At 47.8% G+C, this 23,329-nt stretch carries 21 protein-coding genes and 1 riboswitch; all 21 genes read left to right on the top strand.

Annotated features, from left to right (window positions below):
- The first annotated feature begins 83 nt into the window (after positions 1-83).
- Positions 84-281, top strand: a complete 198-nt coding sequence (locus tag WMO28_RS12570) for a FeoB-associated Cys-rich membrane protein (protein WP_178642543.1) — start codon at positions 84-86, stop codon at positions 279-281.
- Positions 282-300: 19 nt separating this feature from the next.
- Positions 301-660: a cation transporter gene (locus WMO28_RS12565; RefSeq protein ID WP_178642541.1), complete on the top strand. Its 360-nt coding sequence runs from the start codon at positions 301-303 to the stop codon at positions 658-660.
- A gap of 412 nt (positions 661-1,072) precedes the next feature.
- Positions 1,073-1,894, top strand: coding sequence for a nucleotide-binding protein (locus WMO28_RS12560; protein WP_349057163.1), 822 nt, complete (start codon positions 1,073-1,075; stop codon positions 1,892-1,894).
- On the top strand, positions 1,891-3,198 hold the full coding sequence (locus tag WMO28_RS12555; RefSeq protein ID WP_178645059.1) for a nitrogenase component 1: 1,308 nt from the start codon (positions 1,891-1,893) through the stop codon (positions 3,196-3,198). Before WMO28_RS12560 ends, WMO28_RS12555 begins: the two co-directional genes overlap by 4 nt.
- Positions 3,195-4,232, top strand: a complete 1,038-nt coding sequence (locus tag WMO28_RS12550; protein WP_178645058.1) for a nitrogenase component 1 — start codon at positions 3,195-3,197, stop codon at positions 4,230-4,232. The genes WMO28_RS12555 and WMO28_RS12550 overlap by 4 nt, the downstream gene beginning before the upstream one ends.
- A gap of 31 nt (positions 4,233-4,263) precedes the next feature.
- Entirely contained in the window at positions 4,264-6,708 is a 2,445-nt protein-coding gene (gene hypF / locus WMO28_RS12545) for a carbamoyltransferase HypF (RefSeq protein ID WP_178645061.1), read from the top strand.
- Between the two features lies 1 nt (position 6,709).
- Positions 6,710-6,919, top strand: a complete 210-nt coding sequence (locus WMO28_RS12540) for a HypC/HybG/HupF family hydrogenase formation chaperone (protein WP_021977517.1) — start codon at positions 6,710-6,712, stop codon at positions 6,917-6,919.
- Positions 6,919-7,965 (top strand): hydrogenase formation protein HypD, encoded by a 1,047-nt coding sequence (hypD, locus tag WMO28_RS12535; RefSeq protein WP_178645057.1) that lies wholly within the window; start codon positions 6,919-6,921, stop codon positions 7,963-7,965. The genes WMO28_RS12540 and hypD overlap by 1 nt, the downstream gene beginning before the upstream one ends.
- Positions 7,966-7,988: 23 nt before the next feature.
- Entirely contained in the window at positions 7,989-9,002 is a 1,014-nt protein-coding gene (gene hypE, locus WMO28_RS12530; protein ID WP_178645060.1) for a hydrogenase expression/formation protein HypE, read from the top strand.
- Between the two features lie 60 nt (positions 9,003-9,062).
- Complete coding sequence (locus WMO28_RS12525; protein ID WP_174096000.1) at positions 9,063-9,332, top strand: TM1266 family iron-only hydrogenase system putative regulator; 270 nt, start codon at positions 9,063-9,065, stop codon at positions 9,330-9,332.
- Complete coding sequence (locus WMO28_RS12520; RefSeq protein ID WP_349057162.1) at positions 9,329-10,096, top strand: nitrogenase iron protein NifH; 768 nt, start codon at positions 9,329-9,331, stop codon at positions 10,094-10,096. The genes WMO28_RS12525 and WMO28_RS12520 overlap by 4 nt, the downstream gene beginning before the upstream one ends.
- Positions 10,090-11,505, top strand: coding sequence for a nitrogenase component 1 (locus tag WMO28_RS12515; protein WP_349057161.1), 1,416 nt, complete (start codon positions 10,090-10,092; stop codon positions 11,503-11,505). The genes WMO28_RS12520 and WMO28_RS12515 overlap by 7 nt, the downstream gene beginning before the upstream one ends.
- The gene (locus tag WMO28_RS12510; RefSeq protein ID WP_178645054.1) at positions 11,502-12,785 is read left to right on the top strand and encodes a nitrogenase component 1; all 1,284 of its coding nucleotides are present in this window, start codon (positions 11,502-11,504) and stop codon (positions 12,783-12,785) included. Before WMO28_RS12515 ends, WMO28_RS12510 begins: the two co-directional genes overlap by 4 nt.
- 306 nt (positions 12,786-13,091) lie before the next feature.
- Entirely contained in the window at positions 13,092-13,523 is a 432-nt protein-coding gene (locus WMO28_RS12505; protein WP_178641898.1) for a DMT family transporter, read from the top strand.
- 109 nt (positions 13,524-13,632) lie between these two features.
- The gene (locus tag WMO28_RS12500; RefSeq protein ID WP_349057160.1) at positions 13,633-14,469 is read left to right on the top strand and encodes a helix-hairpin-helix domain-containing protein; all 837 of its coding nucleotides are present in this window, start codon (positions 13,633-13,635) and stop codon (positions 14,467-14,469) included.
- Positions 14,470-14,478: 9 nt separating this feature from the next.
- Entirely contained in the window at positions 14,479-15,168 is a 690-nt protein-coding gene (locus WMO28_RS12495; RefSeq protein ID WP_178641904.1) for a response regulator, read from the top strand.
- Positions 15,169-15,171: 3 nt separating this feature from the next.
- Positions 15,172-16,602, top strand: coding sequence for an ATP-binding protein (locus WMO28_RS12490; protein ID WP_178641907.1), 1,431 nt, complete (start codon positions 15,172-15,174; stop codon positions 16,600-16,602).
- Positions 16,603-16,612: 10 nt separating this feature from the next.
- A complete protein-coding gene (locus WMO28_RS12485; protein WP_178641910.1) occupies positions 16,613-17,539 on the top strand; it encodes a GerMN domain-containing protein in 927 nt (308 codons plus the stop codon).
- Positions 17,540-17,563: 24 nt separating this feature from the next.
- Positions 17,564-19,843, top strand: a complete 2,280-nt coding sequence (locus tag WMO28_RS12480) for a DNA internalization-related competence protein ComEC/Rec2 (RefSeq protein ID WP_349057158.1) — start codon at positions 17,564-17,566, stop codon at positions 19,841-19,843.
- 105 nt (positions 19,844-19,948) lie between these two features.
- Positions 19,949-21,328, top strand: coding sequence for an NAD(P)/FAD-dependent oxidoreductase (locus WMO28_RS12475; RefSeq protein ID WP_178641915.1), 1,380 nt, complete (start codon positions 19,949-19,951; stop codon positions 21,326-21,328).
- Between the two features lie 298 nt (positions 21,329-21,626).
- A riboswitch (cobalamin riboswitch) is annotated at positions 21,627-21,801 on the top strand.
- A 158-nt stretch (positions 21,802-21,959) separates the two neighbouring features.
- The gene (locus WMO28_RS12470) at positions 21,960-23,255 is read left to right on the top strand and encodes a sirohydrochlorin cobaltochelatase (protein ID WP_349057157.1); all 1,296 of its coding nucleotides are present in this window, start codon (positions 21,960-21,962) and stop codon (positions 23,253-23,255) included.
- Positions 23,256-23,329: the final 74 nt, after the last annotated feature.

Below are 23,329 nucleotides of genomic sequence, written 5' to 3'. Positions count from 1 at the left end.
TGAAAAAAAGATTTTTGTGAGAAACCGTAAATGCAGCTGACGGTCGAATACCTGTCGGCTGAGACATAGAAAGGATGAAAGATATGAGTATGATAGCGGATATTATTGTACTGGCACTTGTGATCGCATATGGAGTATTTGTGATCCATTATCTTTATTCAAGAAAAAAACAGGGCTTAAGCTGTGTAGGCTGTGCCGGAAATACACGTACCAGTGGCTGCGGCGGCGGATGCTCCGGCCATTGTTCCGGATGCTCCGGCTGCAGTGGAGTACACAGATAAAAACAGGAGGCATAAGAAAATGGCAAATGCAATTGTCGTCATTATCGTTCTTATCATTATGGTGTTTGCCGGAAAAGGCGCATACAAACATCTGAAAGGCGAAGGCGCCTGCTGTGGCGGTGGAGCCGGAAAGCCGGACATTCCGAAGAAAAAGCTGGACGGAACGAAGCTTGGTGAGAAGACTATGAAGATCACAGGCATGCACTGTGAGAACTGTGTGGCCAGTGTCACAAGAGCGATCAACCGTATTGATGGTGCGGCAGCAAAAGTAAACCTCAAAAAAGGTGAGGCAGTGGTTTCCTATGACAGAGAGATCTCAGAAGAAGAACTTAAGAGAGTCGTAGAGGACAGAGGATACCATGTAGTCTCTATTCAGTAAAAAAATACCGGAGGATTTTGTTCCGGCAGATCAGAGAACGGTTTCTCGTCGAAATGTTTAAAAATATTTCGATGAGAAACCGTTTTTTTGTGTAAAAAGCCAGAGTTGCAATTGACTCACTAATATACGGCATTGTATAATAAAAACAGAAAAAATCAGACGGAATGAACAAATATTCTTTTTATCCGGATGAGCTGACAGGAAAAAATATATAGAAGAACAGCCTCCGATGTTCTGGCAGGACAGAAGAGGAACTTTGACGGCAAGGAATATCCGAGCGGGAATTGATGTTCATGGGGCAGGGCTTTCAGGCCTTGCGTGCAGGATACCGGACTCTTTCACCTTGTGCGTGAAGGAGTTTTTTTATTGAAAATATCTGTGGTGACAGACACGGCTATTATGGGAGGAGCTTATGCTGAAAGTAGCAGTTTACGGAAAGGGCGGTATCGGGAAGTCCACAGTGACCTCCAATCTGGCGGCAGCTTTTGCAGCCATGGGAAAAAGAGTGATCCAGATCGGATGTGACCCGAAGGCGGATTCCACGATCAATCTTCTGGGAGGGGAACCGCTGCGCCCGGTAATGAATTATATGAGAGAAGAGGATGAGGAACCGGAGAAACTGACCGATATCTCGAAAGAAGGATTTGGCGGCGTCTTATGTATCGAGACAGGAGGCCCTACACCGGGGCTTGGCTGTGCAGGAAGGGGAATTATCGCAACCTTTCAGCTTCTGGAGGATCTGAAGCTTTTTGAAACCTGGAAGCCGGATGTGGTGCTCTATGATGTGCTTGGAGATGTGGTGTGCGGCGGTTTTGCGGCACCGATCCGTGAGGGCTATGCGGAAAAAGTCCTCATCGTTACATCCGGTGAGAAGATGGCACTTTATGCAGCTGACAATATTTCAAGGGCTGTGCGGAATTTTGAGGACCGAAGCTACGCCAGGATCTTCGGTATCGTGCTGAACCACAGAAATGTGGAGAATGAGACAGAGAAGGTGAAGGCTTTTGCAGAGAAAAGCAACATTCCCATTGTTGGGGAGATTCCGCGTAGTGATGAGATCATCCGCTGGGAGGATCAGGGAAAAACGGTGATCGAAGGAGATGAGAAGTCTGAGATCAGCGGAAGATTTTTTGCACTGGCAAGGAAATTACTGGAAAATGATGCAGCCGAGGCTGATGCAGATGAAATTACGGAGTCAGGTGCTGCGGATGTGGCTGAAAAGGAGGACGTATGAAGCAGGAAGCATATTTTGCAACAGCAGAAGAACTGGAACAGCTTGGGCCAGATAAGATTCCGCCGCAGATGATCTCCGGAAAGCATCTGATCTACAGCTCACCGGCTACACTGGCTTTTAATTCTCCGGGAGCAGAGGGCTTCGGTGTGAAGCGTGCAGGACTTGCAGTGCCGGATTCCATTATGCTGATCGTGGCACCAGGCTGTTGCGGAAGAAATACATCTCTCATCAGTTCCATGCCGGAGTACAATGACCGCTTTTTTTATCTGATGATGGATGAGACGGATATTGTCACAGGGCGCCATCTGAAAAAAATCCCGAAGGCAGTGAAGGAAATCTGCGACTTCTGCGAGAAGAAGCCTTCTGTGGTAATGATCTGCATCACCTGTGTGGATGCACTTCTTGGAACGGATATGGAACGTGTCTGCAGGAAGGCAGAGGAGAAGGTGAATATTCCGGTGCGTCCCTGCTATATGTATGCGCTGACCCGTGAGGGAAGAAAGCCGCCTATGGTACATGTGCGGCAGTCGTTGTATTCCCTTCTGGAGCACCGGAAGAAAAAAGGAAACGTGGTCAATCTGCTGGGATTTTTTTCTCCGCTTGTGGATGACTGTGAACTCTATGATCTGCTGCATCAGGCAGGAGTCAGGACGATCCATGAGATTTCCGGATGCAAAGATTATGCAGAATATCAGACTATGGCTGAGGCGAATTTTAATCTGGTGCTGCACCCGGAGGCACGTTTTGCAGCGGAGGATTTTCATAACCGTCTGAAGATCCCGTTTATTGAACTGAAGAGACTTTATCAGATGGATAAGATCGGGAACCAGTACCAGGCACTGGGACAGGTTCTGGGCGTTTCCTTTGACCAGGAAAAATACAGGGCAGAGGCGGAAGCTGCGGTGGAACATTTCCGGGAAGTCTGTCCGGATGCTGCTTTTGCAGTGGGAGAGTGTATGAACGGTGATCCCTTTGAGCTGGCACTGGCACTGGTGCGATATGGTTTTGCGGTGCGGGAAATCTACGGAACCATTACAGCAGAGAATTTTGTATACATACGAAAGCTGGCAGAGTTAAGCCCGAAGACGAAGATTTTTTCCAATATGGAACCGACCATGCTGTACTATGACCCATCTGAGAGCGGAGTCAATCTGACCATAGGAAAAGATGCGCTGTATTATCACCCGGAGCAGCCGGGGGTGGTCTGGAACCAGGATCGGCAGCCTTACGGATATGCAGGTGTACGGCGGCTGTTTGAGGCACTTGCGGAAGCTGTGATGGAACAGAGGGAGGAAAAGCCATGAGAGGACTTCGGAAATATCTGACACCTTTTGCGCCGGATCAGTCCGGGGCAGTGTCTGTTTTGTATGAATTCGGCGGAATCCTTGTGATCTGTGATGCCGGCGGATGCACAGGAAATGTATGCGGCTTTGATGAGCCCAGATGGTTCGGGAAAAAAAGTGCGGTATTCAGTGCAGGGCTCCGGGATATGGATGCGATCCTGGGGCGGGATGATCGACTGGTCGCCAAGCTTGTGGATGCAGCGGAAAAAATCGATGCAGGTTTTGCGGCGGTGATCGGAACACCGGTGCCTGCTGTGATCGGAACAGACTACCGGGCACTCAGACGCATGTGCGAAAAAAAGACAGAGCTTCCCATCCTGGCCATAGATACAGACGGAATGGAACTTTATGATGCAGGGGAGCGAAAAGCATATCTGGAGCTGTTCCGAACCTTTGCCGGGGAGAAGTTTCCGACAGAATCCGGCAGGATTGGGATCCTGGGAATGACACCGCAGGATGTCAGTGATCCGGGCACTGCGGATAAGATCCGGGAAAAATTCCACGCACAGGGGCTGGAAGCTGTGTGCTATGGAATGGGATCCGGGCTTACCCAGGTGAAAAAAGCTTCTTCTGCGGAAAAAAATATCGTAGTTTCACCGGCGGCACTGGAATGTGCGAAATATCTTGAGAAAACTTTTGGCACACCTTACGAGGTGGGATATCCGCTGGCAGAGGAGCTGGTGCCGGATATGGATTATTCCGGAAAAAAGGCTCTTATTGTTCAGCAGCAGGTGATCGCGAACTCCATGCGTGATGTGATAAGGCAGCGTGGAGGGAAAACAGAGATCACCGTGGCCAGCTGGTTTTCCATGGAAAAAGAGCTCCTTGAAGAGGGAGATGTGGCACTTCGCGATGAGGAGGATTACATTTCTCTTGTGGAAAACGGGGGATATGATGTGATCTTTGCAGATCCCTGTATGAAGCGGATGACACCGGGATTTCAGGGAGAGTTTGTGGATGCGGTGCATTTTGCAGTATCCGGAAAGTGCAGATAAAAGGCAGTTTTTACAGGGAACGGAGAACGATATGGAGCATGAAATTACAAAAATGATCCGCGTTTACGGGATCGTACAGGGTGTGGGTTTTCGTCCCACTGTGAGCAGGCATGCGGCAGCCAGGGGAATCGGGGGAAGTGTGTCCAATAAAGGTCCTTATGTGGAGATTTTTGCCCAGGGAGAAGCTAAAGCGGTGGAGAAGTTTATCGGAGATATTGAAAACAGACCACCGAAACGTGCCGCAATCCTGAAGCTTCTTTCAGAACCGGTGGAGGATGCACCGGAATTTACACAGTTTGATATTATCGAGAGTGAAAAGACAAAGGGCGAGATCTTTGTTTCACCGGATATCGCGATCTGTGATGAATGTAAAGAAGAAATGTTTGATCCGAAAAACAGGCGGTATCTGCATCCGTTTATTAACTGCACCTGCTGCGGGCCGCGGCTGACGATCCTGGATTCTCTTCCTTATGACAGGGAGCGGACCAGCATGAAAGAATTTCCCATGTGTCCGTCCTGTGCGGACGAGTATAATGATCCGGACACAAGACGGTACGATGCCCAGCCTGTCTGTTGCAATGACTGTGGACCGGAGGTTTATCTTCTTGGAAGAAAAGAGAAAGGGCGTGCTGCGATCACGGAAACCAGGCGTGTGATCGCTTCCGGGGGAATCGTGGCGATCAAGGGAATCGGAGGTTTTCATCTCTGCTGTGATGCAACCAGTGAGACGGCAGTAAAGCTTCTCCGGGAACGGAAACGGCGGCCGGTGAAGCCCTTTGCAGTGATGGCCCAGAATCTGGAGACGGTGAAGGCAGTGTGCCAGGTCAGTGAGGAACAGGAAAAAATCCTTACCGGACATCAGAAGCCGATTCTTCTGCTGGATAAATACGATTCATCTCCGGAGAGAGACAGCGATGCGTCTGAGAAGCTTTGCGAGAGCATTGCCCCGGGGAATCCCAAGGTTGGCATGATGCTTCCCTATGCGCCGGTGCAGCTTCTTCTTTTTTGCTATGATGACGGGATCGAAATGCCGAAGCTTCTGGTGATGACCAGTGGAAATACATCCGGTGCGCCGATCTGCCGGGATGATGCGGAGGCAGAGGCAGAGCTTTCTCATCTCTGCGACTGTATTCTTTCCCATAACCGCAAGATACGTATCCGGGCAGATGACTCAGTGATGGATTTTTATAAAGGGGAGCCGTACATGATCCGGCGTTCACGCGGATATGCACCGCTTCCGTTCATGGTTTCCACACCATGGAGGGGACAGGTGATCGCAGCAGGTGGAGAGCTTAAGAATACTTTCTGCATTGGTGTGGATAACCGCTTTTATCCGTCCCCGTATGTGGGAGATCTGGAGGATATCCGCACAGTAAAAGCCCTGAAAGAGACAATGGGAAGACTGGAGACTCTTCTGGAGGTTCAGCCGGAGGTGGTGGTATGTGATCTGCATCCACGGTACAATTCCACAGTAGTGGCAGAAGAAACAGGGCTGCCGGTTCTGAAGGTGCAGCATCATTATGCACACATTTTATCCTGTATGGCAGAGAACGACTGCCAGGAAAAAGTGATCGGCGTTTCTTTTGACGGAACCGGCTACGGAACGGACGGAACGATCTGGGGCGGAGAGATTCTGCTGGCAGATCATGAAGGATTTACAAGACTTGGAAGCATTCAGCCGTTTACGCAGGTGGGTGGAGATCTTTCTGCAAAGGAAGGATGGCGGATCGCGGTTTCCCTGATCGGGCAGAATTATGATGATCAGGAAAAAACCTTTATTACAGTCCAAAAACTGGGACTTTGCACAGAGAAGGAATGCAAGGTGCTGGTGGCTATGGCGCAGAGAAAGATCAATGCAGTAACATCTACCAGTGCAGGACGGCTTTTTGACGGGGTCAGCGCGATCCTGGGAATCCGGAGAGCATCAACCTTTGAGGGCGAAGCCTCCACAGCACTGGAGTTTGCAGCCGAAGAATGGGAAAAAAATAATCCAAAAGAAGCACAGGAGCTTTTGGAAAAAAAGAATCGGAATGCTGTCAGAGAGAACGAAGTAATGGTATGGAATCCGGATTCATCGGATCTGACAGAATCAGAAGATACAAGAAAATTTGTTTTAAATACAGACAGACTTGTCCGGTATCTGGTGGAAGAAAGGCTGGAAGGTGTGGATTCCGGGCAGCTTGCATATGAGTTCCATGCAGGTCTGGCGGAACAGATCATCTCAGCCTGTGAGGCGGCGGAAAAAGAAACAGGAATCCGAAAAGCTGCTTTAAGCGGCGGAGTTTTTCAGAACCGGCTGCTTCTCAAGCTGACAGATGAGGGACTTTTAAGGAAAGGCTTTCAGGTACTCAAACATAGTCTGATCCCGCCAAATGACGGTGGGATCGCACTGGGACAGGCAGCTTACGGTATGGCTTATCTGAATGCAAAGCGGACAGGGGATGTGAGTTCCGCCATGGAGAAGGAGGAAATTTGATATGTGTGTAGGATTATCAGCAAAAGTAGTAAAGATCAGCGACGGTACTGCAGTAGTGGATGCAGGCGGAGCAAAACGTGAGGTCAGTGCACAGCTTCTTGAGGATCTGGAACCGGGAGATTATGTGATGGTTCATGCAGGAGTGGCCATCGCAAAGATCACAGACGATGATGAAGAGGAAACGGATCAGCTGATGGAGGAGCTGTTGTGATGGAAGAGAAGAAAAGAACCGCAAAAGAGATCATAGAAGACTACCGTGGACCTGCAGTGCGGATCATGGAGGTGTGCGGAACCCATACACATGAGATCTTCCGGCTGGGAATACGTAAGATTCTTCCGCCCCAGGTGGAGCTGATCTCAGGACCAGGCTGTCCGGTCTGTGTGACGCCGGTAGGTTTTATTGATGAGGCTGTTTATCTTGCGTTGGAAAAGCAGGTGACGATCTGTACGTTCGGAGATCTTGTCCGTGTACCGGGAACAAAAAAGAGTCTTGCAGACGCCAGGGCAGAGGGAGCCAGGATCCGCATCGTCTATTCTCCGGCAGATGCGGAAAAATACGCCGCAGAACATCCGGATGAGCAGGTGGTATTTCTCTCGGTAGGCTTTGAGACGACCACGCCCTCGGGATGTCTTTCCGTGAAAAAAGCGAAGGAGGACGGGCTTTCCAACTATTCGCTGCTGGTGGCAAACAAGACCATGCCACAGGCTTATCAGGCATTAAAAGGAAGCGCAGATGTTTTTCTTTATCCGGGACATGTGAACGCGATCACAGGAACAACGCTCTGTGAGCAGTTGGCAGAAGAAGGAATCAGCGGCGTTGTTGCAGGCTTTACAGCCAAAGAGCTTCTTACAGCGCTGGCTGTTGCCCTGGTGCGATTCCAGGAAGGAAAGCCGTTCTTTGTAAACTGCTACCCGCGTGTGGTAAAAAGCGAAGGAAGCCCGCAGGCACAGAAACTGATGGAAGAGTTGATGGAGCCCTGCGATTCGGAATGGCGGGGGCTGGGAGTGATCCCGGATTCCGGGTTGGAGCTCCGGAAAGAATGGGAAGCTTTTGATGCCAGAAAGAAATATGCAGTGCCACCGATCCAGGGAAAACCGAATCCTGCATGCCGCTGCGGGGATGTGCTTCAGGGAAAATGCAGGCCTTCCGACTGTAAGGTGTTTGGAAAGGTCTGTACACCGCAGCATCCGGTAGGTGCCTGCATGGTATCTAATGAAGGAGCCTGTTCTGCATATTTTATGTATGGAAATGAATGAAAGACAGAAAGAAGATGAGGATCATGGAGAATAAAAATAAAACAGTGACAATGGCACATGGTGCCGGAGGACGTCAGACCTCAGAACTTATTGACCAGGTATTTAAAGCACATTTTGCAAACCCGGATCTTACTGCAGATGATGCGGCAGTTCTGGCTCCGCCTGTGGGAAAAATGGCAGTATCCACCGATGGCTTTATTGTTTCACCGGCATTCTTTCCGGGAGGAAATATCGGAAAGCTTTCCATATGCGGAACAGTCAATGACCTTGCCTGTATGGGGGCGAAGCCTCTGTATCTTACCTGTGCCTTTGTGATCGAAGAAGGCTTCCCTATGGAAAAACTGGAGGAGATTGCTTCTGCCATGGAAAAAACAGCGAAGGAAGCAGGCGTGCGTATTGTTTCCGGTGATACCAAGGTGGCAGGAAAAGGACAGGTTGACGGAGTCTTTATCACAACTACAGGAATGGGTGAGATCCAGGAAGGCGTTCAGGTGGGTGGCGAGCTTGCGAAGCCCGGTGATGCCATTATCGTAACCGGTGATGTGGGACGCCATGGATGTACCATTCTTCTGGCAAGAGAGGATTTCGGAATCGAGGCAGATGTGACAAGTGACTGCGCTCCGTTATGGGGAACAGTAAAAGAAGTGATGAATGCAACGCATGAGCTTCACGTGATCCGTGATGCCACAAGAGGCGGTGTGGGAACGGTTCTCTATGAGATTGCAGGTCAGAGTAATGTGGGAATCCGTCTGGATGCGGCAGCAGTACCTGTGGCACCGGAGGTAAAGGGTGTTTGCGGCATGCTTGGACTGGAGCCCCTTTATCTTGCCTGTGAAGGCCGTATGGTGATCATGGCACCGAGGGAAGAGGCAGAAAAGATCGTGGAAGCACTTCATAAATGTCCATATTCCGAAAACGCAGCGATCATCGGTGAGGCCACAGCTGACCAGCCGGGAAAGGTTGTTATGACGACTGAGATCGGAACACAGGCACTTCTTCCGCAGCCTGGTGGAGAGCTTCTGCCAAGAATCTGCTGATTTTTATATGTACGATAAATGGGACAGTAAATAAAAGTGTCTGACCGGAAAGGAGTTTTTATGGATACGAGAGTGGCACTGATCTCGATCATCGTGGAAAACAACGACGTGATCGATGACATCAACCGTTTTCTTCACGAAGCGGGAAAATATATTATCGGGAGAATGGGAATTCCCTACCGGGAAAAAGGCATCAACATTATCAGCATTGCCATTGATGCGCCGCAGGATGTGATCAGCTCTTTATCCGGAAAGATCGGGCGTCTCAAAGGGGTGTCTGCAAAAACAGCCTATTCAAATGTGATCACAAAAGCGGAGGACAGAAAATGATCAGAATCGCAGTATACGGCAAAGGCGGCATCGGAAAATCCACAACTGTTTCCAATATGGCAGCTGCCCTTGCGGAAAAAGGAATGAAGGTGATGCAGATCGGCTGTGATCCCAAGGCGGATTCCACGATCCTGCTTCGTCATGGAAAAAAAATCTCCACAGTGCTGGATCTTTATAATGAAAAACGACAGGATCTGAAACTGGAGGATATAACTACCACAGGATACGGCGGCGTGGTGTGCGTGGAAGCCGGCGGCCCCACGCCGGGACTTGGCTGTGCGGGACGGGGCATCATCACAGCACTGGAAAAACTTCAGGAGACAGGTGCGTATGAGTCCTATAAACCGGACATTGTTTTTTATGATGTGCTCGGAGATGTTGTATGCGGCGGCTTTTCCATGCCCATGCGTGGTGGTTACGCGGATAAGGTATTTATCATCACCTCCGGAGAAAATATGGCGATCCATGCAGGCGCAAACATTGCCATGGCAGTAGAAAATTTTCGGAACAGAGGCTATGCAACTCTTGGAGGTATTATCCTGAACCGACGGAATGTGCCCAGGGAAGAAGAAAAAGTGCAGGAACTGGCGGAGGATTTTCATACGGATATTGTGGGAACCCTTTCCAGAAGTGCACTTGTACTGGAAGCAGAGGAGCAGGGAAAAACAGTTCTGGAAGCTTTTCCGGACAGTGAGATGGCCAGGGAATATCGGACGCTGGCAGCACAGATCTTAAAAGTCTGCGGGGAGGACACCTTATGCTGAAAAGAGTTGGAAGTGCAGAAATCCGTGAAAAAACAGAAGTACCCATCGGGGAAGCGGCTTTTCCGGCACCGTTTGCAGCAGGACTAGAATTTAATTCCCCGGCTCATGGAAACTGGAATATCGTGCATACCGGGATGCTGGTTCCGGAGGCTCAGCAGATCTATGTCTGTGCAGATAACTGCATGCGGGGTGTTGTGCTCACGGCAGCGGAGATGAATGCGGCAGACCGTTTTTCCTTTGTGATCGTGGAGGAAAAGGATCTCCTTGGAGGAAACCTGGAGGATGTGACCATCGAGGGAGTGACAGATGTTCTGAACCGTCTTACGAAAAAGCCGAAAGCGGTTCTGCTTTTTACGGTGTGTCTGCATCATTTTCTGGGAAGTGATCTGGATCGGATCTATGGGGAACTGGAAAGGCGCTTTCCGGATATTTTTTTTATGCGGTGTTTTATGGACCCGATCATGCAGAAAACAGGCCCCACACCGGATCAGAAGCTGCGCCGTGCCATGTATGACGCAGTGCCGGTGAGGGAGGCAGATCCGGCAAGTGTGACGATTCTTGGCAGTGATTTTGCACTGGATGAGACTGCAGATATCCGGCGTATTCTGGAAAAAAACGGAATCCGGCTTCGGGAAATCGCCGCGTGTAAAAACTGGGAAGAATATGAGAGCCTTGGAGAAGGAAGTCTGGTTCTTGACAGCTATCCTGCCGGAAAATTCGGAGCTTCTATTCAGGCTGAGCGATGGAAACGGCCTTTTTTGTATCTGCCGGGAAGCTTTGATTATGAGGAAATTGAAGAGCAGGAGAAACAGCTGACTGAAGCTTTGAGACGAATGAACTGTAGCAGAACAGACGGGCAGAAACAGAATGATACATCAGGGAGCGTGGCAGTAGAAACAGGTATTGATTCAGAACAAACAGCTGGGCTGGATATTATGCGTGAGATTCAGGACTGTGAGACTGCGCTTTCCCATGCACATGAGATCATCGGTGACACACCTATTGCGCTGGACTATCTTTTTCATCCCAGGCCGCTGGGGCTTGCGAAGCTTCTCCTTACCCATGGTTTCCAGGTAGAGTCCGTTTTTCTGGACAGTATCAGTCCGGAGGAAAAAGAGGTGTTTTTCTGGCTGAAGAAAAACTATCCGAAGCTTATGCTGATCTCCACCATACGTCCGGAGATGCGTGTAAGATCCCGCCATCCGGAGAAAAAGGTGCTTGCTATCGGGCAGAAAGCAGCCTGGTTTACGGGCAGCAGGAATTTTGTCAACATGGTACAGGGCGGAGGTCTTTATGGCTTCGATGGAATACGTCGTACTGCACAGCTGATGACAGAGGCTTTTGAAACAGAAAAAGATCCGGAGGATCTGATCGTACGCAAGGGATGGGGGTGCGAAAGCTGCATATGAGACAGGCATATCGAATCATACCGATCTATACCGCAGATGTGTCGGGCGTCTGCTCCGCACTTTATGAGCTTGGGGGAATGACCGTGATGCATGATCCCTCCGGTTGTAATTCTACCTACAATACACATGACGAGATCCGCTGGTACGAGCAGGACAGTCTGATCTTTATATCCGGTTTAACGGACATTGACGCGATCATGGGAAACGATGAAAAATTTCTTGCGGATATCCGGGAAGCGGCAGAGGAGCTGCAGCCGAAATTTATTGCCCTGGCAAGCTCGCCGATACCTTTTATGAACGGAACGGATTTTCTAGGGCTTGCCCGTGCCCTTACTGCGGAGACGGGAATCCCTGCGTTTTCTGTTCCCACCAGCGGAATGCATGATTATGTATACGGGGCAGGACTTGCCCTGGCGGAGATCGCAAGGCTTTTTGTGAAAGCGAAAAATAAAGATAAAGTGCTGCCCGACAAGGAAGAGATACAGAGACTGAAAGTAAATCTCCTTGGAGTGACACCTCTGGATTTCGGTCCGCAACTGTTAGTGGATGATATGAAAAAAAGACTGGAGCAGTCTGGCTTTGAGGTGCTTTCCACCTGGGCTATGGGGGATACACTGGAGACACTTGCAAAGGCAGGAGAAGCGGATGTGAATCTTGTGGTGTCTTCAGTGGGAATCCCGGCTGCAAATGTGCTGCGGGAAAAATTCGGAACGCCGTTTGTGGTGGGAACGCCGTTGGATGGCTGTATGGAGGAAATCTGTGCAGCACTTTGGAATGCTGTGAAGGAGAACAGAAGTAGAGATCAGGAAGAACAGATTCAACAGAATCAGATGGGCTGTCAGAAAGTGAATTTGGATCAGGCGAAGTACGGGAGAACGGAAGCATTATGGCAAGTCACACCGGAGCAGGTAATATATTTGAATGCCCAGTCTGATTTACAATACAGAACGGGTACGGAATTTTCCCCGGAGCTTACGATCATCGGAGAGCCTGTCACCATGGGCTCCCTTGCAGCAATGATCGAAAAAAAATATAAAAAAAGAGTTCAGCTTCTCTGTCCTCTTGAGATCACGGCGGGCCTGCTCCGTCCGGGAGATGAGGCCGTTCAGGGAGAAGAAGCCATGGAAGAAAAACTGAAAACAGCAAAGCATATCCTGGCAGATCCCCTGTACCGTCCGATCTGCCCCGAAAGCGCAGAATTTCATGAACTTCCTCACATTGCTTTTTCCGGAAGGATATATCTTAAGGAGATAAAAAAATATGGTAAACAGATTTATTAATTGATACCTTACTTTTTGCAGAAGCCTGAAAAACCTGGAAAAGAGCAGGTATGCAGACCTTGCACACGATTATGACGGAACTTTTGCAGCAGAGAAATTTCAGGATATCATAAAAATTTATTATCCACTGTTTGAAGAATTCCGTGATCTTGCTCAGAAATACTATAAAGAGGAAGAGGACTGGCAGTAATAACATAGGTATAATTTCCGGAAAACCACATAAAATATAAGAAATAAAAAGGGGCGTTGCAGAACATGCAGCGCCTTTTTGACCGACTGACCAGAAAAAAATGGAGGGATTTTTTTATGTGGGGATTTTTGTCAGCACTGATTTCAGGGGCATTGATGAGCATTCAGGGAGTATTTAATACAAATGTAACAAAACAGACGAGCCTGTGGGTTTCTACAGGCTGGGTGCAGTTTTCGGCGTTTCTGGTGTGCGTGATCGCATGGTTATTTACCGGACGGGAAAGCATCAGCGCCCTGTGGCAGGTGGAAAATAAATATACGCTGCTGGGCGGTGTGATCGGTGCCTTTATTACCATAACCGTGATCCAGAGTATGGGAAGCTTAGGCCCTGCCCGTGCAGTTATGCTGATTGTGATCTCACAGCTGGCCGTTGCGTATTTTATAGAGCTTCTGGGAATGTTCGGTGTGGAGAAGGCAGATTTTGAGTGGAGAAAGCTGCTGGGAATGCTGATCTGCATTGCCGGTGTGGTGATTTTCAAATGGAAATAGAATATAAGTATTGTAATATTTGTAATATTTCGTTAAAATAAGATATGGTTTTGTATGAGTGAGGGAGCACTTACCGCCGCATATGCGGAAAGGAGTGAACCATCATACCATGAGAAAAAAGTTAAAGATCAGAAGTGTTCAGTTTATTTTTTCAGTGTTTATGTTTGTGATGACTGCAGGAATGACAGGCTGTGGGAAGGACAATGCAGAGTTTCTGGAAAAGGAGCTGACGGAGGAGAAAGAAGTCTCTGAGACAGTGGATGCGGATGCAGAACCGGAAGATCATAAAGACATGGAAACTGAGAAAATATCGGTATCCGAAAAAAGTGCAGATAAGGACTCAGATAAATCGGCAGTCCAGGAAGCTTCTCAGACGCCGGAACCTGCCGAAACAGTGCCGCAGTCTATCTATGTGGACATCTGCGGAGCTGTGGCACAGCCGGGAGTCTATGAGCTTTCGCCGGATAGCCGTGTATTTCAGGCCATTGAGAAAGCCGGAGGCTATCTTCCGGAGGCTGCAGCGAGCTATCTTAACCGTGCCAGAAGTCTTAATGATGGTCAGCAGATCTATGTGCCGACCCAGGAAGAGGTAGACAGCCGGATGATTCCCCAGACCCAGGATGGAAATGTCCAGAATGGAGAGAGAAGCCAGGCAGAAGGTATCGGTGCAGATGGCCAGACATCCGGAACTATGATAGATACACAAGTTCCGTCCGACGGGGAAAGCGCCGACCAGAGTACCTCCGAAGCATCCCGGATCAATCTGAACACAGCTGATGTATCCCAGCTTACCACTCTTACAGGTGTAGGGGAATCAAAGGCCCTGGCAATCATTGCCTACAGGGAGGAGAACGGTCCCTTCACATCCGTCGAGGACATTATGAATGTGCCCGGGATCAAGGAAGGCACCTATGAGAAGATCAAGGATAAAATAGCAATAGAATAGGAGCGTTAAATGAGCAGGAAAGTATTGGTAGTAGACGATGAGAAACTGATTGTCAAGGGACTCCGCTTCAGCTTGGAGCAGGATGGAATGGAAGTGGACTGTGCCTATGACGGAGAGGAAGCTCTGGAGAAGGCGAAGGCAGGGGAATACGATATCATTCTTCTTGACCTGATGCTGCCTAAGATGGATGGTCTTGAGGTATGCCAGCAGATTCGTGAGTTTTCCAATGTTCCGATCATCATGCTTACCGCAAAAGGCGAAGATATGGATAAGATCCTGGGACTGGAATATGGTGCAGATGATTATGTGACCAAGCCTTTTAATATTCTGGAGGTTAAGGCACGTATTAAGGCAATCATCCGCCGTGCAGGAAGCAGCCAGGAAAAGAAAGAAAAAGCCAAGACGGTTGAAGCAGGTGAGCTGAAGCTGGACTGCGAAGGACGCCGCGTATTCATTTCCGGAAAAGAGATCAATCTCACTGCCAAGGAATTCGATGTGTTGGAGCTTCTTGCATTCAATCCGAATAAGGTATACAGCAGAGAGAATCTTCTGAATATCGTATGGGGATACGAATATCCGGGAGATGTGCGTACCGTGGATGTACACATCCGACGCTTAAGAGAAAAGATCGAGGCCAATCCCAGTGAGCCGAAATATGTACATACCAAATGGGGAGTCGGATATTATTTCCAGGCGTAACCCATGAAATTTCAAAAAAGCGGAAAATTTTTTAAAAGTCTTCGCTTTCGTATTCTGATCATTCTGATTATACTGGGAATCGTACCAAGTGTCATAGTGACGGAGATGGTGATCGCCAATTATGAGGACCGGGCCATTGCCAACCGTGTGCAGAGCATGGAAAATATCTGTGACATCATGTGCGACCTGCTGATCAAAGAGAATTACCTGAATGACTCCAGCTCGCAGACTGTAAACAGCAAGCTGGAGTTGTTGTCTAATATCTATGGCGGAAGAATTCTCATTGTAGACAGGGATTTCAGAATCATCAAGGATACTTACGGCGTGGATGAGGGCAGAACTCTTGTATCCCAGAAAGTAGTGAACTGCTTTAAGGGAGAGGATGCTTACCGTTATGATTCTGACAGTCAGAAGCTGATCCTGGCAGTTCCGGTCAAAAGTCCGGATGTGAATCAGGTGCAGGGAGCCATGATGATCATGGCTTCATCAAGCGAAGTAACAGCGACGATCCGCGAGCTGGAACAGAAGGGAATCCTGATCATCGGAATTATTGTAGTTCTTGCGATCTTCCTTGGATATCTTCTGTCTACTGTACTTGTGAAGCCTTTTGCGAGAGTGACGAAGGCAATTGAGGATCTGACAGACGGATATCAGAATGAAGAGATATCGGTTCCGGATTATACGGAAACAGCACTGATTACAGATGCGTTCAATAAGATGCTTTCCAGAATGAAGACACTGGATGAGTCCAGACAGGAATTTGTGTCCAATGTGTCCCATGAGCTGAAGACTCCGATGACATCCATGAAGGTTCTGGCAGATTCTCTGGTGGGGCAGCAGGGCGTTCCGGAGGAGCTTTACCAGGAATTTCTTTCTGATATTACGGAGGAGATCGACCGTGAGAACAAGATCATCACAGATCTTCTTTCCCTGGTAAAAATGGACAAAAAAGCAGCAGATATGAATATCACCAACATGAACATCAATGACCTGCTGGAGAACATTCTGAAACGTCTCCGTCCCATCGCAGACCAGAGAAGCATTGATCTGATCCTGGATTCGTTCCGGCCGGTGAATGCAGATGTGGATGAAGTGAAATTTACACTGGCGATCAGTAACCTTGTGGAGAACGGAATCAAATATAACGTAGATGAGGGATGGGTCCGTGTAACACTGGATGCAGACCATAAATATTTCTATGTGACAGTAGCGGATTCCGGACTGGGAATTCCAGAGGATTCCATAGACAGGATCTTTGAGCGCTTTTACCGGGTGGATAAATCACATTCCAGGGAGATCGGCGGAACCGGTCTGGGTCTTGCTATTACCAGAAGTTCCATTGTGATGCACCATGGAACAATCAAGGTATCCAGTAAAGAAGGCGAGGGAACCACATTCAATGTGAAGATTCCTCTCTCCTATATCCCATCCTAGGAGGTACAGCATGAAAAAAACAATCTGGATCATCTGCCTGACTGCTGCCTGTATCCTTCTCGGTCTGGTGGCATATCTGACTCTGGCAGGAAAGAATCCGAACACAGAGCAGAAATACAGCTTTTATTATATCAACAGTGAAGAGACGAAACTTAAGGAAGAAACCTACAAGCCGGAGGAAGAAACTGCGGAAGTGATGCTACGGGATTTTTCAGAAAGATTGAATAACCGTGAGACACGTGATGATGGGATTTCTCTTTTTCCCGAAGGCGTAAAAATCTCTTCATATTCGATTAAAGATGGTGTGCTTCGGCTGGAATTCAGCGATGCCTACAGCAAAATGTCGCGTACAAGGGAGCTTCTTGTGCGAAATGGAGTAGTGAAATTATTCATCCAGGTTCCCGGAATTGATTACGTGGAGATTTATGTGGGGAAAAAACCGCTTACCGATACGAAGGGAGAAGAGGTTGGTGTCATGAACAGTGACACGTTTGTGGAGTTTTCCGGTTCTGACAGTGATGTTTACAGTTACGATACCTTTACTTTATATTTTACAAATAAAAATGGTGACAGGTTAGTGGAAGAACAGCGAAGCGTTCGTTACAGGCGAAACCTTCCCAAGGCGACTGTGGCTCTGGAACAGCTGGCAAGAGGTCCGCTGGAAAAAGGCCATTATCCTACAATTCCGGAGAATTCCGAAGTGCTTTCCCTGACAAGGGCCAATGGCATCTGCTATGTAGATTATAACTCTGTATTTCAGGACTATGCTTTGAATATAGATGAGCAGATTCCAATTTATTCCGTGGTAAACACCCTGATCGCTGCTACAGGTGCTGACAAGGTGGAGATTTCCATTGAGGGAAACAAGGAAGTGACTTTCGGGAAAAATATGCAGCTATACAAATTTTATGAGTGGAACAAAAATTTAATTAAATAACAATCATAATATGGGAGGACACATATGAAAAAACGTCCATTGTGTCTTCTGTGTTTTCTGATGATGTTGTTTCTTGGCATGTCAGATCTGACGGGGATTCCTCTGGCTACGGGGAATCCCCTTCCTGATAATGTGCAGCGATGGATACAGGCACATCCCGCTTCCAGAATCTGCGGGGAGGTGGAGCGGTACGAAAACACAGAATTTTCCCAGTCTGTTTATCTGAAAAAAACATATCTTATTTATCAATCAAAAAAATTTCCAATTTATAACGTAAGAGTATTTCTGAATAATGAAGAAGAACTGAAAACAGGGATGAGCCTTTTTATAAAAGGAACACTGAAAAGAGTGGAGGCACCCACAAACCCGGGAGGTTTTAACAGCAGACAATACTACGCCTGCAGACATATTTACTATTTTATGAAAAAAGGCGTAATTCTGAAAAAAACAAAAAATTACTCCGGATACCGTCAGACGCTATCTGATATAAAAGAAGCATGTAAAAAGCGGCTGGAACTGGCTGCCGGAGAGAGTGCGCCGGTTTTTGAGGCGGTGGTGCTGGGAGATAAGACCAGTCTGGATCCGGAACTGCGTATGCGTTACCAGATGGCAGGAATCGTGCACATTCTTGCAATCAGCGGCCTGCATATCAGCATTCTGGGAATGGGCCTTTATAACCTTTTGAAACGAGTGGGACTTGGAATCTGGCCGGCAGGGATTTTTTCGCTGGTTATAATGTTGCAGTATGAAATGATGACAGGTGGAAGTGTTTCAGCTATGCGGGCAGTTACCATGTTTCTCATCGCCATGGGAGCCAGGATCACCGGGCGGATTTATGATCTGCCAAGTGCGCTTTCTATAACTGCCATGTTGATTCTGGCAGAGTCACCGTCCTATATCCGGGATAGTGGATTTCTTTTGTCCTTTGGGTGTGTGATGGGAATCTGCGTGGCGGCAGACCGGGTCTGTGCGCTGGCAGGGGCGAAACGAAAGCTTACGAGAGCGTTTTTTTCTTCTGCTGCGATTCAGCTTGTGACTTTGCCTGTGATGCTGAAATTTTTCGGGGAGATATCACTGGCAGGACTTGTTCTGAACCTTCTCATACTCCCAAGTGTGGGAGTAGTGCTGGCCGGCGGAGTGGCGGCTGTGCTTCTGGGATTTGTCAGTATTCCGGTGGCCAGGGTGGTAGTCGCACCGGCGAGAGCACTTTTGTTTCTTTATGAAAAGATTTGTGTCTGGGCGGGAAGCTCACGGTGGTGTACCTGGATCGGAGGGGAACCGAAGAGCTGGCAGATCATGATATATTATGGAATATTAGCCACAGTCCTGTTTATGGGACAGTATATAAAACAGCTGAAGCAGGATAAAAAAGAGCAGAAAAACGACAGGGGAAGGAAGTGGGGATTACGGCTTGCGGCTGTGCTGCTTTTGAGCGGCGGCTTTTTTGTAATAAGCCTTCCGGCATTTATTAATCTATCCGGCAATCTAAAGATCATCTGTCTGGATGTGGGACAGGGGGACGGAATTCTGATACAGACACCAGAGAACCGGCATTATCTTATTGATGGCGGCAGCAGCAGCCAGAAGGAGCTGGGAAGATACTGCCTGCTTCCTGCACTGAAAAATCAGGGAATCTCTTATCTGGACGGGATTTTTATCTCCCATACAGATCTGGACCATATCAGTGGCGTGCAGGAGCTTCTGGAATACATAGAAAAAGGACTCACCATAATCCGTGTGGGACATCTGATCCTGCCCGGCTGGAATGGCGGGAAACAGCAGCCGGAGGCGTGGAAGGAACTGGCCGGTGCAGCAGAACGTGCAGGTGTGAAGGTTGTGACTGCAAATGCAGGAGATAAGTTCCCCTCGGCGTCCATAAGCTTTTCAATTCTGTGGCCGGAAGCAGGAGCGGAAGGGAAGGATGTCAATGAGGAAGCTATGGTAATGGAGCTTATTTATGGCGATTTCGAAATGCTTTTTACAGGGGATATCGGAGAAGAAACGGAGAAAAAACTGTTATCCGAAGGCAGACTTAAGGATGTGGACTGTCTGAAAGTGGGACATCATGGCTCGCGGTATTCTTCCTCTGAGGCATTTCTTGCTGCTGTGAAACCGGAGATTTCCGTTATTTCATGTTCGTCTACGAATACCTATGGTCATCCTTCACCGGAAACTATACAACGTCTGGAAGCATGTGGCTCCCAGGTGGAATATACCATGAAAAACGGTGCGATCACACTGGAGACAGATGGAAAAAAGCTTCAGCTTTATGAAAATAATCCAAAACGTGAAAAAAACAAGTGACTTTTGGACAGACTTGTTGTAGAATAGTCAGGGTTTGTGCAAAAACGAAACAAGAATGCGGATGAACCTGTCCGCTTCACACACAAGACAAGGAGTTTTTTATTTATGAAATATGATGTACTTATCGTAGGTGCAGGTCCTGGAGGGATTTTTGCAGCCTATGAACTGATGAATAATGACCCGGAGAAAAAGATCGCGGTATTTGAAGCCGGTCATCCTCTGGAAAAAAGAAAATGCCCGATCGACGGTGAAAAAATAAAATCCTGCATCCACTGCAAGACCTGTGCGATCATGAAAGGCTTTGGTGGTGCCGGTGCTTTTTCCGATGGAAAATATAACATCACCAATCAGTTTGGCGGAACTCTGTATCAGCATATCGGCAAGGATACTGCCACAGAGCTGATGGAGTATGTAGATAAGCTGAACCTGATGCACGGCGGAGAGGGAACGAAGCTCTATTCCACAACAAACAGTGAGATCCGTAAGCTCTGTCTTCAGAACGGACTGCATCTTCTGGATGCTTCTGTCCGCCATCTTGGAACAGATATCAACTATGTGGTACTGCAGAATCTCTATGAGAAGATGAAGGAGCATGTAGATTTCTATTTTGATGCTTCTGTAGACAAGGTTGAGAAAACAGAGGACGGTTACGCAGTTCTTGTGAATGATCAGCGTTACGAGGGAACTTACTGTATCATTTCCGCAGGACGAAGCGGAAGTAAGTGGATGGAGTCCGTATGTACAGATCTTAAGATCCCGACACTTTCCAACCGTGTGGATATTGGTGTTCGTGTGGAGCTTCCGGCAGAGGTGTTCAGCCGCCTGACTGATGAGCTTTATGAGAGCAAGATCGTTTACCGTACCGAGAAATTCGAGGATATGGTACGTACCTTCTGTATGAATCCGCGAGGCGTTGTCGTTAATGAGAATACCAATGGAATCATCACAGTAAACGGACACAGCTACGAGGATCCGGCCAAACATACCAACAACACCAACTTTGCACTTCTTGTATCCAAGCATTTCTCAGAGCCGTTCCATGACAGTAACGGATATGGCGAGAGTATTGCCAGACTTTCCAATATGCTTGGTGGCGGTGTTATGGTTCAGCGTTTCGGAGATCTGATCCGTGGAAGACGAAGCACAAAAGCCCGTATCGAGGAGAGCTTTGTGACACCGACACTTTCCGCAACACCGGGAGATTTAAGTCTTGTAATGCCGAAACGTATCCTGGATGGAATCATCGAGATGATCTATGCGCTGGATAAGATCGCGCCGGGTACAGCAGACGACGATACACTGCTCTATGGTGTGGAGGTTAAATTCTATAACATGGAAGTTGAAATCGACGAAAATCTGGAGACCTGTCACAAGGGACTTTTCGTTATCGGAGACTGCAGCGGCGTGACCCATTCACTTTCCCATGCATCTGCCAGCGGAATTTATGTGGCCAGATATCTGAAACAGGAATATTTTGGTAAATAAATATAGTGGAATATAAAATCAGGAAAGAGCTTCTTCTTATGTATAGTTATATATGGGAAGGGGCTTTTTCTATTTGGAAATGAACTGCAGGTCTGGTTCTGAAAACAGGACAGGAAATGTAAACTATAAATAAAAAATATAATTTTAAATCAACTATATATTTTTCACATAAATAAAATATATAGTCAGATAATAACTGACAGATTCAAGGTAAAAGCTCCTAATAATCGGACAGTCGGCTTGACATTTATGTAATTTTGTGGTAAAAAAGAGACATCCAGATTAAATTGAATATGTGCAAATGTTATAGCGATAAGGTTGCATCAGATCTGATGCGTAAAAGAGAATCCGGTGGGAATCCGGAACGATACCGTCACTGTGAAAGGGGAGCTGTTTTTGAAACCACTGGGAGACCGGGAAGGAAAAGCAGCGCTGAACCAAGTCAGGAGAACTGCCTTATTGAGAGATCCTAGATTCGCGGTTTACGAATCTGTATTCTCCATAACAATACAGAACTTCTTTTTATGTATTGCGAAGAGAATCCTTTATGTAAGACAGGCGGCCGCGGAGAGCAGCCGTTTTTTGTATGTATCGCAGATCTGGAAAATACATGAAAAGAGGACGATAAGAAATGAAAAGAAAAACTATGTTAGCTCTGATGCTCGCAGTTTCCATGACATGTTCCATGGGTGCAGCTACAACAGCAATGGCAGCAGATGACTCCGCAACAGAGGAGAGTGCTGAGGACACTACAACAGAGACTTCTGATGCAGATAAAGAAGCAGCAGACAACGTAGCTTCCCTGATCGATAAGATTTATGTTCAGGAGAGAACTGATACAACAGATGAGGACTGCAAGGCAGCCAAGGAAGCATGGGATGCACTTACCGACGCACAGAAAGAGCTGGTAGAGGGAGAGAACGCTGATCCGGACTACTTCGGACGTGACACAGGTGATGCTTCCAAGGATGATCCACGTAACCAGGATGAGATCGGAGAGAACGAGCTTCTGGTAGTAAGCTTTGGTACATCCTTCAACGACAGCCGTGCAGAGGATGTCAAAGGAATCGAGGATGCCCTGGCAAAAGCATATCCGGACTGGTCTGTAAGAAGAGCTTTCACAGCACAGATCATCATCAACCATGTTGAGGCAAGAGACGGAGAGAATATTGATAACATGCAGCAGGCACTTGACCGTGCAGTGGCAAATGGTGTTAAGAATCTGGTTGTTCAGCCGACACATCTGATGCATGGCGCAGAGTATGATGAGATGACAGAAGCAATCAACGAATATAAAGATAAATTTGAGTCTGTAGCAATTGCAGAGCCAATGCTTGGTGAGGTTGGTGACGATACAACTGTGATCAACGATGATAAGAAAGCTGTTGCACAGGCTATCACAGATACAGCATGCAAGGAAGCTGGTTTCGACAGCATGGATGCAGCAGCAGAGGCTGGTACAGCATTTGTATTCATGGGACATGGTACTTCCCATACAGCCAATATTACATATGATCAGATGCAGACACAGATGGAAGACCTTGGACTCAAGAACGCTTTCATCGGTACTGTAGAGGGTAAGCCGGAAGATACCGCATGTGATAAGGTTATCGAGAAAGTTAAAGAGGCAGGATACAAGAACGTTGTTCTTCGTCCGCTGATGGTTGTTGCCGGTGACCATGCAAACAACGATATGGCCGGTGATGAGGAGGATTCCTGGAAGAGCCAGTTTACAGCATCCGGAGACTTCGACAAGGTAGACTGCCAGATCGAGGGTCTTGGAAGAATTGAAGCTGTTGAGCAGATCTATGTAGATCATACAAAAGCTGCAATCGATTCTCTTGGAAGCTCCGATGAGTCCGCAGACGCAGATGCTTCTGCAGAGTCTGACGCATCCGCAGATTCCGCTGAGGATTCCGCAGAATAAAAATATATATCTGATCTTCAGTCAGATAAAAATAGAAAATGAATGTAACTGCCCGGAAAGACTAGGAAGACTGT

The sequence above is a fragment of the Blautia aquisgranensis genome (assembly GCF_040096615.1).
Taxonomy (GTDB): domain Bacteria; phylum Bacillota; class Clostridia; order Lachnospirales; family Lachnospiraceae; genus Blautia_A; species Blautia_A aquisgranensis.
The sequence above is the reverse complement of the archived record's forward strand: the minus strand, read 5'-3'. Positions and strand labels throughout refer to the sequence as shown.